Source organism: Streptomyces tardus, assembly GCF_018101125.2.
Taxonomy (GTDB): domain Bacteria; phylum Actinomycetota; class Actinomycetes; order Streptomycetales; family Streptomycetaceae; genus Streptomyces; species Streptomyces tardus.
Genome location: NZ_JAELVF020000001.1, coordinates 2,201,826 through 2,214,907, shown reverse-complemented (window position 1 = coordinate 2,214,907; position 13,082 = coordinate 2,201,826). Strand labels below are relative to the sequence as shown.

Here is a 13,082-nt window from a genome sequence, read left to right as displayed (position 1 = left end):
CTCCGACCCTGAGAAGGAGCCAGATTCCCGTGACCACGTTTCCCGAAGCACCGGAGCTGCCGCGCCTCGGTGACCCGCCGCACAGCGCGGACACCGAGGCGGAGATCCTCGGCCTCTACCGGGCACACCTCAGCAAGGGCCGGGCGACCCTGGCCGAACTCTTCGGCAGCCACATGGAGATTGCCTCCGAGGGCGCCTGGCTGCACACGAGCGACGGCGAGCGCTTCCTGAACGCGGGCGGCTACGGCGTCTTCCTGATGGGCGCCCGGCACCCACTGGTGGTGGAGGAGGTGCAGCGCCAGCTGACGACCCATCCCACCGCCACCCGGATCCTGCTGGAGCCCACGGTCGCCCGCGCCGCAGAGGCGCTGGTCTCCACGCTGCCCGAGCAGCTGGACCGCGTGCACTTCGGCCTGTCGGGGGCGGAGGCGGTGGAGACCGGGCTGAAGCTGGCCCGTGCGAACGGCCGCCGACGCATCGTCTCGATGGAGAAGGGCTACCACGGCAAGACGATGGGCGCCCTGACGGCGACCGCCAAGGAGGTCTACCAGAAGCCCTTCCGGCCGCTGCTGCCCGACGCCGTCCACCTGCCGTTCGGCGACGCGGAGGCGCTGGAGCGCGAGCTGGCCGCCCACCCGGGCGAGTGCTGCGTGATCCTGGAGCCGGTCCAGGGCGAGGGCGGCGTGATCCTCCCGCCTCGCGGCTACCTCACCAGGGTCGCCGAACTCGTCAAGGAGTACGAGGGGTTCCTGATCCTGGACGAGGTCCAGTCCGGGATGGGCCGCCTCGGCGAGTGGTGGGGCGCCGACTTCGAGGGCGTCGTGCCGGACGTGCTGCTCGCCGGCAAGGCGCTGGGCGGCGGCGTCGCCCCGGTGTCCGCCGCCATCGCGACCCGGCAGGCGTTCCGCCCGTTCGACAAGGACCCCTACGTACACACCGCGACCTTCTCCGGGCAGCCGCTGCTGATGGCCGCTGTCCAGGGCGCGATCCGGGCGATCAAGGAGGACCGCCTGGTCACCCGGGCGATGGATCTGGGCGCGACGCTGCTGCCGCGCATCAGGGAGATCGCCGAACGCACCATCCCCGACCTGGTGGTGGAGGTGCGCGGCCAGGGCCTGCTGATCGGCATCGAGCTGATCGAGGGCGGCCTGGCCGGTGAACTGCTCATCGAGCTGTTCAACAACGGAGTCGTTGCCAACCACTCGATGAACGGCAGCACGGTCGTGCGGTTCACGCCGCCCGCGACGCTGACCGACAGCGAGGTGGAGCACCTGCTCGGCTCCTTCGAGAAGGCCTGCCGCGACCTGGTCGCCGGCAAGGCCACCATGCCGAATAACGTGAGGTGAGCACGGTGCGTCATGTGGAACTCGAAGCCCTGGTGCACGGCGAGAACGCCGAGCACGTCTTCGACAACATCCTGCGGTGGGACCGCTATCCCGAACTCGCCCCGCACGTGCGGGAGACGACCGTTCACAGCACGCTGCCCGACCCCAGGGGGAGCTCCAGCTGGGCGCTGCACTTCCGCAGCGGGCTGCTGCGCTGGACGGAGGACGAGACCTTCGACCGGGAGAAGCTGCGGATCGGGTTCTCCCAGTCCGACGGCGACTTCGACGAGTTCTCCGGGACCTGGCAGGTCGAGCAGCAGGGGGACGACGTGAGCGTCCGCTTCTCCTGCGAGTTCGACTTCGGCATTCCGAGCCTGGAGTCCATCCTCGACCCGATCGCCCAGCGCGTCATCAGGGAGACCATCGCCTGGGCCGTGACCGGGCTCTTCGAGAAGGTCGAACTCCTCGGCGAGATCGAGCTGCCGGCGACCGCGGCCCCGAGCGCGACATCCGGCGAGGGCTGAGGCATGGACCAGCGCAACGTCTTCGACACCCCGGTCACCGCACGTCTCCACCGTGCCGAGTACCTGCTCGCCTTCGCCGTCACCACGGGCTTCGTCGTCGCGCACTTCGACGAGATCCGCTGGCCGGTGGCGATCGCGCTCTTCCTCTACATCGACCTCATCGGCTACATACCGGGCGCGATCGCCTACCACCGCAGCCGCACCAAACAGATCCACAAGGCGTACTACGTCCTCTACAACACGATGCACAGCCTGCTCACGCAGGCCGCGGTCATCGGGTTGTGGTGCCTGTTCGTCGGGCCCGAGTGGGCACTGCTGGCCATCCCGTGGCACCTCTTCGGCGACCGCGGGCTGTTCGGCAACTTCCTGAAGCCCTTCGGCCTGCACTTCGAGCCGGTCGTCGACCCCCGCTTCAACCAGCTCCTGGACGAGGTCGCCGCCCGTTCGGGCCGCGCCGGCGTCGCCCCGGACCCGCTGCCGCACGTGGAGTCCGTACCGGAGGACGAGGGCAGGGGCACGGAGTCCGGTACGGAGCCCGCTGCCGCGCCGGGCCGCGGCAACGCACCGGGGAGCGACGCGCCGCGGGTGCCGGCCGCGGTGACGGGCGCGGAGTCGTGAGCACCCAGGCGGCGCCGGCCCGTCCGCAGGCGGTCCGCCGGAGGAACGCGGTACTGCGTTCGCTGGCCTCCGGCGTCGCCGTGCTCACCGTCCGGAGCGGGGACCGGCTGCACGGCACCACGGTCTCCACGCTGACCTCGGTCTCCCGCAAGCCGCTGATCATCGGCGTCTGTCTGCGGCCGGGGTCGGCCATGGCCGACCTGGTCCGCACCGAGGAGCGGTTCGTCGCCAACGTGCTGAGCGGGGAACAGCACGCGCTCGCCCGCTGGTTCGCCAATCGGGCACGGCCCGAGGGCGCGGCCCAGTTCGACGAGGTCTCCTGGATGCCGGGCTCGCGGTCCGCCGGCGGCGCGCCCCTGCTGGACGGCGCGGTGGCCCAGCTGACCTGCCGGCTGAGCAGCTGTGTGCCGGTGGGCGACCACGAGGTGCTGCTCGGGCTGGTCACCGAGGCGACCGCCAACGGCGGTGAACCGCTGCTGAGTTACGCGGGCGCACTGCACGCCCCCGTGCTGTACGACCCGGCGGCGAACGCACTCCCGCCCTCCGCGCTCCCGACCGCGGCACTCCCGACCGCAGCGCTGCCCGCTCCCGCGCTGTACGACCCGACCGGGCTGCCGCCGGCAGCGAACGCCGCCCGGCCGAGCGCCACCGCCGGCACTCCCGTACCGAGCATCGCCGCAGGCGAGGAAGGTAAGTATCGATGAACACGCCCGTCGCGCACGAAGCCGACTTCGACACCGCACCAGGGCTGCTGGACGGTGCCAAGACCCTGGAACTGACCGCCGAACGCTGCGATCTCGCCTACTGGTTCACCGAGGTGGCCCAGGGGACCCTGCGCGGACGCGGGGTCAGCGGGCACACCGGGGACGCCGAGATCCCCGCGTTCATGAAGGAACCCGGACCGCTGCGCGAGGCCATGGTGCTGGAGCTCGGCTACCGCTCGCTGGCGGAGGAGATCGCCACCCGTCTGCTGGCGCACTACGTCGACCGCGCGCCCGGAATTCCGGAGATGGAGTTCTACGCCACCCAGATGATCGACGAGGCGCGGCACGCCCGCGTCTTCCGCAACCACCTGGTCGAACTGGGGATGCCGGAGAAGACCCTGGTCGCCGACATCGAGGAGATGGCCGCCGACTACCGCCGCCGGGTGCTCGCACCGGTCGAGGAATTCACTCTCGACATCGTGCGCGACCAGGGCGACTTCGCCGGCGGCGTGGCGGTCTTCACCATCGTCATCGAGGGCGTTCTGGCCCCCGCGGCGGAGCTGAGCGAACGCAAGTGGGACCGGCTCGACCCGGCCGCGGCCGAGCTCTCCCGCACCGCGGCGATCGACGAGATCCGCCACCTGGCGGTCGGCAGCTCGCTGATGCGGGACCACCTGATCGCCCACCCCGAGTACCGGCCGCGGCTGATGGAGATCCTGCGCGCCGGACGGGAGTTGTGGGACCGGGTGCCGGACAGGGAGTTCGTCCTGCACCGCGAGCAGCTGTTCCAGCAGGGCATGGAGCAGCACGCGGACGCGGTCGGCGACTACGAGGTGTGGCCGGGCCGGCAAATGTTGGAGACCACGCCGGTCGAGCGCTACGACACGGCCGAGCGCTGGACCGACGAGATGGCCGAGGTCCGGATGGAGTACATGGGCCTGGGCGACGCCGTCGGCATCCTCTCCGGGCAGAGCTGAGGAGGCCGCGGTGTCGAACAGCGAGGCACCGTCCGGCCGGTCCGCCGGTCTCCCGACGGGGCGCGCGCCCGGCCGGTCCGCCGTACTGGCCGGGCTGGGCGGGTGGGTCCCCCCGCGACAGGTGACCAACGCCGACCTCAGCGCCCGGCTGGACACCTCGGACAGCTGGATCCGGTCCCGTACCGGCATCGCCACCCGGCACGTCGTCGCACCCGGCGACGCGACCTCGGACCTGGCCGTGGAGGCCGGACGGCTGGCGCTGAAGTCGGCGGGCGGGGCGGACGGCGAGGACGGTGCGGACGCGGTCGTGCTGGCGACGACGACTCCGGACCGGCCGTGCCCCGCGACCGCTCCCGAGGTGGCCGACCGGCTGGGCCTGGGCGGCAGCGCGGCCTTCGACGTCTCGGCCGTGTGCACCGGCTTCCTCTACGCCCTGGCGGCCGGCCAGGGGCTGATCGCGGCCGGTACGGCGGAGCGGGTCCTGGTGATCGGGGCGGACGCCTTCACGACGATCATCGACCCGCAGGACCGCGGTACGGCCGTCATCTTCGCCGACGGCGCGGGTGCCGTCGTGCTGCGGGCGGGCCGGCCGGACGAGCCCGGGGCTCTCGGGCGGGTCTTCCTGGGCAGCGACGGCAGCCGGTCGCAGCTGATCCAGGTACCGGCCGGCGGCTCCCGCCAGCGCTCCACGGGAGTGCCCGCGCGGGAGCGCGACACCTACTTCCAGATGAGCGGGCAGCAGACGTTCAGACAGGCGGTGGAACGTATGTCGGCCGTCTCCCGCCAGGCCGTCGACTCCGCCGGCTGGAAGCTGGCCGACGTCGACCGGATCGCCGCGCACCAGGCCAACGCACGAATCCTGGGCGCGGTCGGCGAGGAACTCGGCGTGCCCGAGGAGCGGTTCCTCTCCAACATCGAGCACGTCGGCAACACCGGCGCGGCCAGCATCCCGCTGCTGCTGCACCACTCCCACGCCGACCGCTCGCTCGGCACGGGCGACCGGCTCCTGCTCACCGCGTTCGGCGCGGGGCTCGCCTGGGGCGCCACCACCGTGGTGTGGCCCGACCTGCCCGGCTGACGACCCCGCGCGACCAACCCGCGCGTCCAACCCGCGCCAACCACCCGCGCGACCAACCATCCGCACAGAAGGAGATCGACATGTTCGAAACGCTGAAGGACATCCTGGTCAACAAGTTGAAGGTGTCGCCGGACACGATCACCGCCGAGGCCACGCCCGAGGAGATCGACCTGGACTCGCTGGCAATCGTCGAGCTGTCGCTCGTGCTGGAGAAGGAGCTCGGCCTCGCCGTGTCCGAGGACGAGCTCAGCGAGGCCGGGACCGTGGGAGACATCGTGCGTCTCATGGACGAGCGGAGTGCCAGGGTCTGATGTCCGGATTCGAGGCTGCGGTAACCGGGCTCGGACTGGTGACCCCGGCCGGGGTGGGCGTGCGGCAGAACTGGGAAGCGGTCTGTTCGGGAGTGTCCCGGGCGGCGGACGACCCAGCGCTGCGCGCCTGCCCGGTCCGGATCTCCTGCCGGGTCCCCGACTTCGACGCCGGGGAGCTGCTGGGGCAGCGCAGGGCCCACCGGCTCGACCCCTTCGTACAGTTCGCGCTGGTCGCCGCCAAGGAGGCGCTGGCCGACGCCGGCCTGGACCCGGAGACCTGGGACGGCGCGCGGGTCGGCGTCGTCCTGGGCACCGCCGACGGCGGCACGGTCACCATGGAGCAGCAGAACCAGACCTTCCTCGACGAGGGCGCACGCTGGGTCTCGCCGCTGCTGCTCCCGATGCACCTGCCCAACATGCTCGCCGGGCAGGTGGCGATGGAGTTCGGCGCCACCGGGCCCAACCTCGTGGTGGCGACCGCGTGCGCCTCGGGGGCGACCGCGATCGGCACCGCGAGGGACCTGCTGGCCGCCGACCGCTGCGACGTGGTGCTGACCGGTGGCAGTGAGGCGATGCTCGGCCGGGTGACCATGGCGGGCTTCGCGCAGATGGGCGCGTTGTCCCGGCGCAACGACGAACCGGCCCTCGCCTCCCGGCCGTTCGACGTGGACCGGGACGGATTCGTCGCGGGCGAGGGCGCCGGAATCCTGGTCCTGGAACGGGCGGCCGACGCCCGTGCCAGGGGTGCGCGCAGCCACGGCCGGATCATCGGCCACGGCGCCACGGCCGACGCGCACCACATGACCAAACCGCACCCCCAGGGGCGGGGCACCGAAGCGGCCGTACGGCGGGCGCTGGCCGACGCCGGCACCGACGTACGGGACATCGGCCACGTCAACGCGCACGGCACCTCCACCCCGCTCAACGACCGGGTGGAGGGGCAGATGCTCGGCCGCGTGCTGCCCGGCAGCCCGCTGGTCACCTCGACGAAGGGCGTCACCGGCCACCTGCTGGGCGCGTCGGGCGCGGTCGAGGCCGCCCTGACGCTGCTGTCGCTGCAACACCGGCTGGTGCCTCCCACCGCCAACCTGACCAACCCCGATCCGGATATCGACCTCAGGATCCCCACCGAACCGACCGCCTGTGCGGCGGAGCTGGCGCTGAGCAACTCCTTCGGCTTCGGCGGGCAGAACACCGTGCTGGTCGCCGCCGCACCCTGACGCGCCTCTTCGGCGGCGGCTCGCTCCCGCCGAAGAGGTGTACCCCGCACCCAACGTCAGCCGTCCGTCAGCACGCCGGGCAACGCTGAGCAGGCACCGCTCCGGCGGCACGCTCCGGACATCCCCGCACACGGAAAGCGACCGCCCGACCACACCGGGACGCGACCACCCGACCACACCGACCGGGAGTAAGACATGACCACCTACACCTCCACCACCACCGCGGCCGCCGCCACGGCGCCCGCCGCGGCGAAACCGCTGCGCCTGTTCCTGACACTGGACGCCGTCGTGACCGGCGGCAACGGACTCATCTACCTCGCCCTCTCCGGCCCGGTGGGCGACCTCCTCGGGCTGAACAGCTCGTTCCTGGTCGGCATCGGCGCCTTCCTGCTGGCGTACGCCGCGTTCGTCGGCTTCCTGGCGGCCAAGCCGTCGCCCCCGGTCCTCGGGACCAAGCTGGTCATCGAGGCCAACGCGCTGTGGGCCGTCGCCAGCGTCGCCGCGCTGGTGCTGTGGCTGACCCCCAGCACCGTGGGCGCCTTCTGGATTCCGATGCAGGCCGCCGTGGTCGGCGGATTCGCCCTGCTCCAGCACATCTCGCTGCGCAAGCTGCGCGAGTCCACCGGCGGCTGAGCGGAGCCAGGCACGCGACGCGAGTCCGGCGAACCCACCGGCTCGCCCGCGCGGACCACTCACGCACACCCCGGCATCACACGGGGACCCCACCTGGCGCGGCGCCGCACACCCACCGATCCACGTCGGGGTGAGGCGCCGCGCCCAGTCATGTGAGGAAGTCAGATGTACGAGTACGAGCACGACCGGCTGTGCGACGACATCCTGGCGGACACGGACCTCATCGGCGAGGCGTTGACCGTCCTCGGCCCTGACCGGGCCGTACCCAGCTGTCCCGGTTGGACCACCGGGAGGATGCTCATCCACCTGCACCAGGCCCTGAGTTGGGGCGCCACGATCGTCGAGAAGCGGGCCACGGAGTTCCTCCCGCCGAGCGCGACGGAGGAACCCGGCGAGGAACACGCCGAGACGCCCGGCGAGGCACACGCCCGGACGCACGGCGAGACGCACGGCGAGACGCACGGCGACTGGACCCGGCGGGTGGACTCGCTCGCGCACCAGGTGTCCGACTCCGACGGGAGCCTGGGCCGGGACACCGCCTCACAGGTGTCGTGGCTGCGGGCCGCGGCCGAACGTATGGTGACCGCGCTCCGCGAGGCCGGCCCGCACGCCACCGTCTGGACGACCTTCGGCGCGCAGGAGGCCCGCTTCTGGTCGAGCTGGGCGGCGGCCGAGGTGGCCGTCCACCGCGCCGACCTCGACCTGGTACGCGGCCGACGGGTACGGATCGACACCGGCACCGCGCTGGACGCCGTCGACCTGTGGCTGCACGCCATCGCCGCACCCAGCGCGGCCATGTTCTTCGACCCGCGGCTGGCCGAGATGCGCGGCCGGGGCGAGACGTTCGGCTTCAGGGCGGTCGACGCCCCGGACCCCGCTCGCGGACTCTGGCGGGTCACCCGTACGCCCGAGGGGCTGCTCACCGAGCGGCCGGCGCCGGACCGGTGGGCTTCCGACACCAGCCCCAGCGTCACCGTCCACGGCACCGCCGACGAGCTGCTGCTCCTGCTCAAGCGCCGTACACGGGTGGAGAGTTCACCGGTCACGGTGTCGGGCGAGAGCCAGCTCCTCGACCACTGGCTCGACCACGTGCTGACATGACGAAAGCTGGGCCCGGCATCCTGCCGGGCCCAGCTCCGCGGTGTGGACGGGATCAGGCGGCGACTCGCCCTACGCCTCGCCGCCCCCTGCTCCCGCGTCCCGTCCTACGAAGGACAGTAGGTCGTCGCTGAAGCGCTCGGCGTGCGTGGCGAACAGGCCGTGGGCGGCGCCCTCGTACACCACGAGGGAGCTGTCCGGCACGAGAGCCGCCGTCGGGGGGCCGCAGAGCGCGAAGGGGCTGCCCACGTCGGCGTCCCCGTGCACCACCAGGGTCGGCAGGCCGACGAGCGGCAGCTCGGCTCTGAAGTCCTCACCGAGCAGCATCCGGTACAGCGCCTCGGCCGCGTGGGGGGACGTGTCCATCGCCACCCGCGCGACCCAGGAACGGAGTTCGTCCGAGCTGCCCGGGTTCTGCGCGGTCGCCGTCGGGCCGCCGAAGAACGGCACGGACAGCTCCTCCAGGAACGCCGGGAGGTCCGCGCGCATCGCGGCGAACACCGGCTCGAACTCCGCCGGCACGATGCCGTGCGGGTTGCCCTCCGTACGGAACAGCACCGGGGTGGCGGACGCGGCGAGCACCAGCCCGGCGACGCGGTGCGCGCCGTGCCGGGTCAGGTAGCGCACCGCCTCGCCGCCGCCGACCGCGTAGCCGACCAGCGTCACCCCGGTCAGTTCGAGGTGGTCCAGCAGTGCGGCGAGGTCGTCGGCGAGGGTGTCGTAGTCGTAGCCCTCCTCGGGCCGGTCGGACCGGCCGCCGCCGCGCCGGTCGTAGGTGACGCAGCGCAGACCCCGCTCCGCGAGGGCGCCCACCTGGCGGTCCCACATACGGGAGTCGAGCATGGCGACGTTGAGGAACACCACGGGCGGGCCGCTCCCCGTATCGCTGTAGTGGAGCCGCGTTCCGTCCTTGGCCGAGACCGTGGGCACGGTTCACTCCTTCGCTCGCGTCGGCGCGAACTGACCGTCGGGCACGACGCGTTGGTGTTTTCGGACGATGGGCGTGCGCTGCCGGCCGCGGTGGTCACCAGGTGACGGGCAGCGAGTGCAGTCCGTAGAAGACCGTCTCGTGCCGGAACGGGATGTCCTTTTCGTCGCAGGCCAACCTCAGGTCGGGGAAGCGGGTGAAGAGCGATCGGAGCGCCAGCTCGATCTCCAGCCGCGCGAGCGGCGCACCGAGGCAGAAGTGGGGGCCGATGCCCCACTGGAGGTGCTCGCTGGTGTCCCGGTGGACGTCGATCCGGCCCGCGTCGGGGAAGACGTTCTCGTCCCAGTTGGCCGACGGGATGGAGATGACGACGGCGTCGCCCTTGGAGATCCGTACGCCGCTCACCTCCATGTCCTCCACGCACAGCCGTACGATCGCGTCCTGCGAGATGGACCAGTAGCGCATCGACTCCTCGATGAACGCGGGGAGCAGCTTCCCGTCGTCGGCCAGCACCTGCTGCTTCAGCTCCTCGTCGAGGAGCAGGTTGAGCGTGCTGAGCGCGAGCTGGTTGGTGGTGGTCTCGTGGCCCGCCACCAGCAGGAGCAGGGCGACCCCCACGGCCTCCTTGACCGTGATCCTCCCGCTCGCCACATGGCGGGACGCCAGCCGGCTGACGATGTCGTCCGCCGGGGCCGCCTGCTTGGCGATCGTCAACTCGGCGATGAACGACGTGAGTTCCTGGTACGCGGCGTAGGAAGCGGCCGGATCGCCCTGGCCGATGGTGATCCGCGTCAGGCGTACGAAGCGCTCCGACTCCTCGCGCGGCACCCCGAGGACCCGGGCGATGACCTGGGTGGGCAGCTGGGTGGTGAAGTTCTCGCAGAGGTCGGCCGGCCCGTCCTGGGCGGCGAGGCCGTCCAGGAGTTCACCGACCAGCTCCTCGATGCCCGGTTGGTACGCACGCACCCTGCGGGCCGTGAAGTCGGAGGTGACGAGCGTACGGAGCCTGCCGTGGTCCGGGGCGTCCATCCGCAGGAACGAGGAGGGGCGTTCGCCCGGCGGCAGCTGGATGCGTACGGGCGCGCCGGGCAGACACTCGTCCGCGCTCATCCGGGGGTCCATCAGGGCCATCCGCACGTCCGCGTGCCGGGTCAGCAGCCAGGCCCGCCGGGAGCCCACGGCCCCTTCGGGTATGCGTACCGCGCACGGCGGTTCGCCCCGCAGCCCGGCCAGCTCCGGCGGCACGGACATGGGGCAGGTCCGGGCGAGCGGCCAGTCGAGCACTTTCCCCTGTTCGTCCAACATCCAACGGCTCCTTGCGGTTCGAGGGTTCGAGGGTTCGACGGTTCGAGCTTCGGGCTCGGGGCGCCGGGGCGGGGGTGTGAGGCCCTGGGCCGGTGGCGTGAGGCCGGTGGCGTGAGGCCGGTGACTCAGGTCGGTGGCGTGAGGGCGCCTCGGGTGGGCAGGGAGGAGTGCGGCGAGTACCGCGTTCGCCGCACTGTTCGCCGCACTATGGGCACCGGTACTGACCGTTTCCTGACCGAGAGCTGACCGTTCCAGCTCCGTTTCGTCCCGACTCCCTCCGAAACGGAGGAGCCGGCATCTGTTGGGAGGTCGGCGCCGCCCTCCGGGTGGCTCGGCGGGCGGCACCGCGGTTCAGCCGGAGACGGTCGCCGCCAGCCGGTCCAGGTGACGGGCGAAGTCGGCGGTCACGGCAGCTGCGTGCTGGTCGATGTAGAAGTGCCCGCCGGGGAACTCCCGGTGGCCCAGGTACCGTTCGCCGCGGTCCTTCCAGTGCGTCATCGCGTCGTCGGTCTCCTGGAGCGGGTCGGACCTGCCGCCGTAGGAGACGAACGGGCAGTCCACCGTGACGCCGTCGTCGACGTACTGCGCCGCCACCCGCAGGTCGGCCCGGAGCGCGGGCACGACCAGGGCGAGCATCTCCGGGTTGTCGTAGACCTCCGCCGGGAAGGAGCCCAACTTCTTGATCCACTCGACCAGTTCGGGGTCCGGCATCCGGCTCTGCTCCTCCGTGGGCTGGAAGAAGCCGATCGGCGACCAGCCGGAGGTGCCGAGCAGCGCCGGCGCCGGCATCCCGTCCTCCGCCAGGCGTACGGTCAGCCGGTAGGCGAGCTGGGCGCCCAGGCAGTGGCCGAAGAAGGCGAACGGACGGTCGTCGATCTCCGCCACGACCGCCTCGTACAGCGCGTCCAGCAGCGGGTCCCACTTCTCGAAGGTCTCCTCCTCCCGGCGGTTGTGCCGGCCGGGGAGGGTCACGGCCTGCGGTGCGATGGTGGGCGGGAGGAGCTCCGCCCAGTCCCGGTAGATGATCGCCCCGCTGCCCGCGTGCGGCAGCAGGAAGAGCCGGGTCTCGGCCTCGTCGGAGGGCTCGACCGGGTGGAACCAGTGGCCCGCGGTCGACATGTCCTGTGCTGGGTTGTCCCCCACGTGTGGACTCCTTGGTGTGCGTTGGAAGTGGGCTGCCGCCGCCGGCGACCCGGTTGGCATCCGGTCACGACCGCGCTGACGCGCCGGCCCCGCCGGGTCGGCCGAGGGCGCGGACGGCAGGCAGCAGCTCCTCGGCGATCTGCTTCAACTGCGGCTCGGGGTCGAGCGATCCGATCCGCAGCACGATGTGCCGGGCGCCCTGTTGCACGTAGCCGGCGAGCCACTGCGCGCACTTGGCGGGGCTGCCCCAGCCGTACGCCTGGATGGTCGCCATCGCCTCCAGGGAGCGGCCGTAGTAGTGCTCGACGTAGTGCTCCAGCTCCGCCTTGGCGCGCTCCTCGTCGTCGTTGACGGTGAGGGTCGCGTAGAAGCCGGGCGTGACGGCGTCCGCCGGGCGCCCCTGCGCCACGGTCAGTTCGGCCAGAGTGCGCCGCGCCGCCCCGTACGCCGCGGCGGTGGGCAGGAACGGCAGCCAGCCGTCGTACTCGCGCGCCACCCTGGCCAGTACGCGCGGGGTGTCGCTGCCGGCCAGCCAGAGCGGCGGTCCGCCCGGGGTGCGGGTCCGGGGCAGCCGGTCGAGCCCTTCGGCCTGCCAGTAGCGGCCCTCGAAGTCCGTGGGAGCGCCCCGCTCGTGGCTGCGCCAAGCAGTGCGCCAGAGCCGGGTGATCTCGTCCAGACGACCGGCCCGGCCGCCGAACTCGGCTCCCACCGCGGCGAATTCGGCCTCCGTCTCGGGCACCGGGAACCCCGAGCCCAGCCCCAGTACGAGCCGCGAGCCGCAGACGTGGTCCAGGCTGGCGAGCATGTTGGCGCCGATCAGCGGGTGCCGCAGCGCGGGCGTGAGGGCCGCCGTGCCCAGTGTGACGCGGCTGGTCGCGGCGCCCGCCGCGGCGAGCACCACCAGCGGGTCCAGCCGCGGCCGGGCGACGAGCGAATCGCCGGTCCACACCGAGTCGAATCCCCACTCCTCGGCGGTGCGGGCGAATTGGAGCAGCGGATCGGCGTCGAACGTGCCGGTGATGGCCTGCTCCCTGGTCGGCAGCAGAACGCCGATGTTGACCGCCCCCGTCGGCGCGCCGCCGGAGGCGGTGCGGGGAGCGTCTGATGTGGCCATGTGCGTGGGTCCCTTCGTGGCGTCGTGGTCAGCGCGACCGGGTGCGGTCCCGCCCCGGGCCGGGGCCGGCTCGGGCCGGCCTCCGGTTCGGTGCGCGGCGGGCG

General features: G+C 72.3%; 14 protein-coding genes. 10 read left to right on the top strand and 4 right to left on the bottom strand.

The features are described from left to right. Positions 1-29 precede the first annotated feature (29 nt). From JGS22_RS09490 to JGS22_RS09445, 10 genes are all read left to right on the top strand, one after another. Complete coding sequence (locus JGS22_RS09490) at positions 30-1,346, top strand: aspartate aminotransferase family protein (protein WP_308405590.1); 1,317 nt, start codon at positions 30-32, stop codon at positions 1,344-1,346. 14 nt (positions 1,347-1,360) lie between these two features. Continuing rightward, positions 1,361-1,849 (top strand): SRPBCC family protein, encoded by a 489-nt coding sequence (locus JGS22_RS09485; RefSeq protein WP_372454216.1) that lies wholly within the window; start codon positions 1,361-1,363, stop codon positions 1,847-1,849. Between the two features lie 3 nt (positions 1,850-1,852). Continuing rightward, entirely contained in the window at positions 1,853-2,467 is a 615-nt protein-coding gene (locus JGS22_RS09480) for a hypothetical protein (RefSeq protein ID WP_211042178.1), read from the top strand. Continuing rightward, on the top strand, positions 2,464-3,171 hold the full coding sequence (locus JGS22_RS09475) for a flavin reductase family protein (protein ID WP_211042177.1): 708 nt from the start codon (positions 2,464-2,466) through the stop codon (positions 3,169-3,171). Before JGS22_RS09480 ends, JGS22_RS09475 begins: the two co-directional genes overlap by 4 nt. Beyond that, on the top strand, positions 3,168-4,148 hold the full coding sequence (locus JGS22_RS09470) for a ferritin family protein (protein ID WP_211042176.1): 981 nt from the start codon (positions 3,168-3,170) through the stop codon (positions 4,146-4,148). The genes JGS22_RS09475 and JGS22_RS09470 overlap by 4 nt, the downstream gene beginning before the upstream one ends. Before the next feature lie 85 nt (positions 4,149-4,233). Next, positions 4,234-5,226, top strand: a complete 993-nt coding sequence (locus JGS22_RS09465; protein WP_236073646.1) for a beta-ketoacyl-ACP synthase III — start codon at positions 4,234-4,236, stop codon at positions 5,224-5,226. A gap of 80 nt (positions 5,227-5,306) precedes the next feature. Further along, positions 5,307-5,537 carry an acyl carrier protein gene (locus JGS22_RS09460; protein WP_211042174.1) on the top strand — a complete coding sequence of 77 codons (231 nt, stop codon included), beginning with the start codon at positions 5,307-5,309 and terminating at the stop codon, positions 5,535-5,537. Beyond that, on the top strand, positions 5,537-6,757 hold the full coding sequence (locus JGS22_RS09455; protein WP_211042173.1) for a beta-ketoacyl-[acyl-carrier-protein] synthase family protein: 1,221 nt from the start codon (positions 5,537-5,539) through the stop codon (positions 6,755-6,757). Before JGS22_RS09460 ends, JGS22_RS09455 begins: the two co-directional genes overlap by 1 nt. A 195-nt stretch (positions 6,758-6,952) precedes the next feature. Continuing rightward, entirely contained in the window at positions 6,953-7,390 is a 438-nt protein-coding gene (locus tag JGS22_RS09450) for a hypothetical protein (RefSeq protein ID WP_211042172.1), read from the top strand. A gap of 165 nt (positions 7,391-7,555) precedes the next feature. Continuing rightward, on the top strand, positions 7,556-8,491 hold the full coding sequence (locus tag JGS22_RS09445) for a maleylpyruvate isomerase N-terminal domain-containing protein (RefSeq protein ID WP_211042171.1): 936 nt from the start codon (positions 7,556-7,558) through the stop codon (positions 8,489-8,491). 69 nt (positions 8,492-8,560) lie between these two features. Here JGS22_RS09445 and JGS22_RS09440 read toward each other — a convergent pair whose 3' ends face one another. The 4 genes from JGS22_RS09440 to JGS22_RS09425 all read right to left on the bottom strand — a co-directional run bounded on the left by JGS22_RS09440 (position 8,561) and on the right by JGS22_RS09425 (position 12,978). After that, a complete protein-coding gene (locus tag JGS22_RS09440; protein ID WP_211042170.1) occupies positions 8,561-9,418 on the bottom strand; it encodes an alpha/beta fold hydrolase in 858 nt (285 codons plus the stop codon). A 94-nt stretch (positions 9,419-9,512) separates the two neighbouring features. Beyond that, the gene (locus tag JGS22_RS09435; RefSeq protein ID WP_211042169.1) at positions 9,513-10,721 is read right to left on the bottom strand and encodes a cytochrome P450; all 1,209 of its coding nucleotides are present in this window, start codon (positions 10,719-10,721) and stop codon (positions 9,513-9,515) included. Positions 10,722-11,072: 351 nt separating this feature from the next. Further along, positions 11,073-11,840, bottom strand: a complete 768-nt coding sequence (locus JGS22_RS09430) for a thioesterase II family protein (RefSeq protein ID WP_211042182.1) — start codon at positions 11,838-11,840, stop codon at positions 11,073-11,075. An 88-nt stretch (positions 11,841-11,928) separates the two neighbouring features. Continuing rightward, positions 11,929-12,978 (bottom strand): LLM class flavin-dependent oxidoreductase, encoded by a 1,050-nt coding sequence (locus JGS22_RS09425; protein ID WP_211042168.1) that lies wholly within the window; start codon positions 12,976-12,978, stop codon positions 11,929-11,931. Between the last annotated feature and the right edge of the window lie 104 nt (positions 12,979-13,082).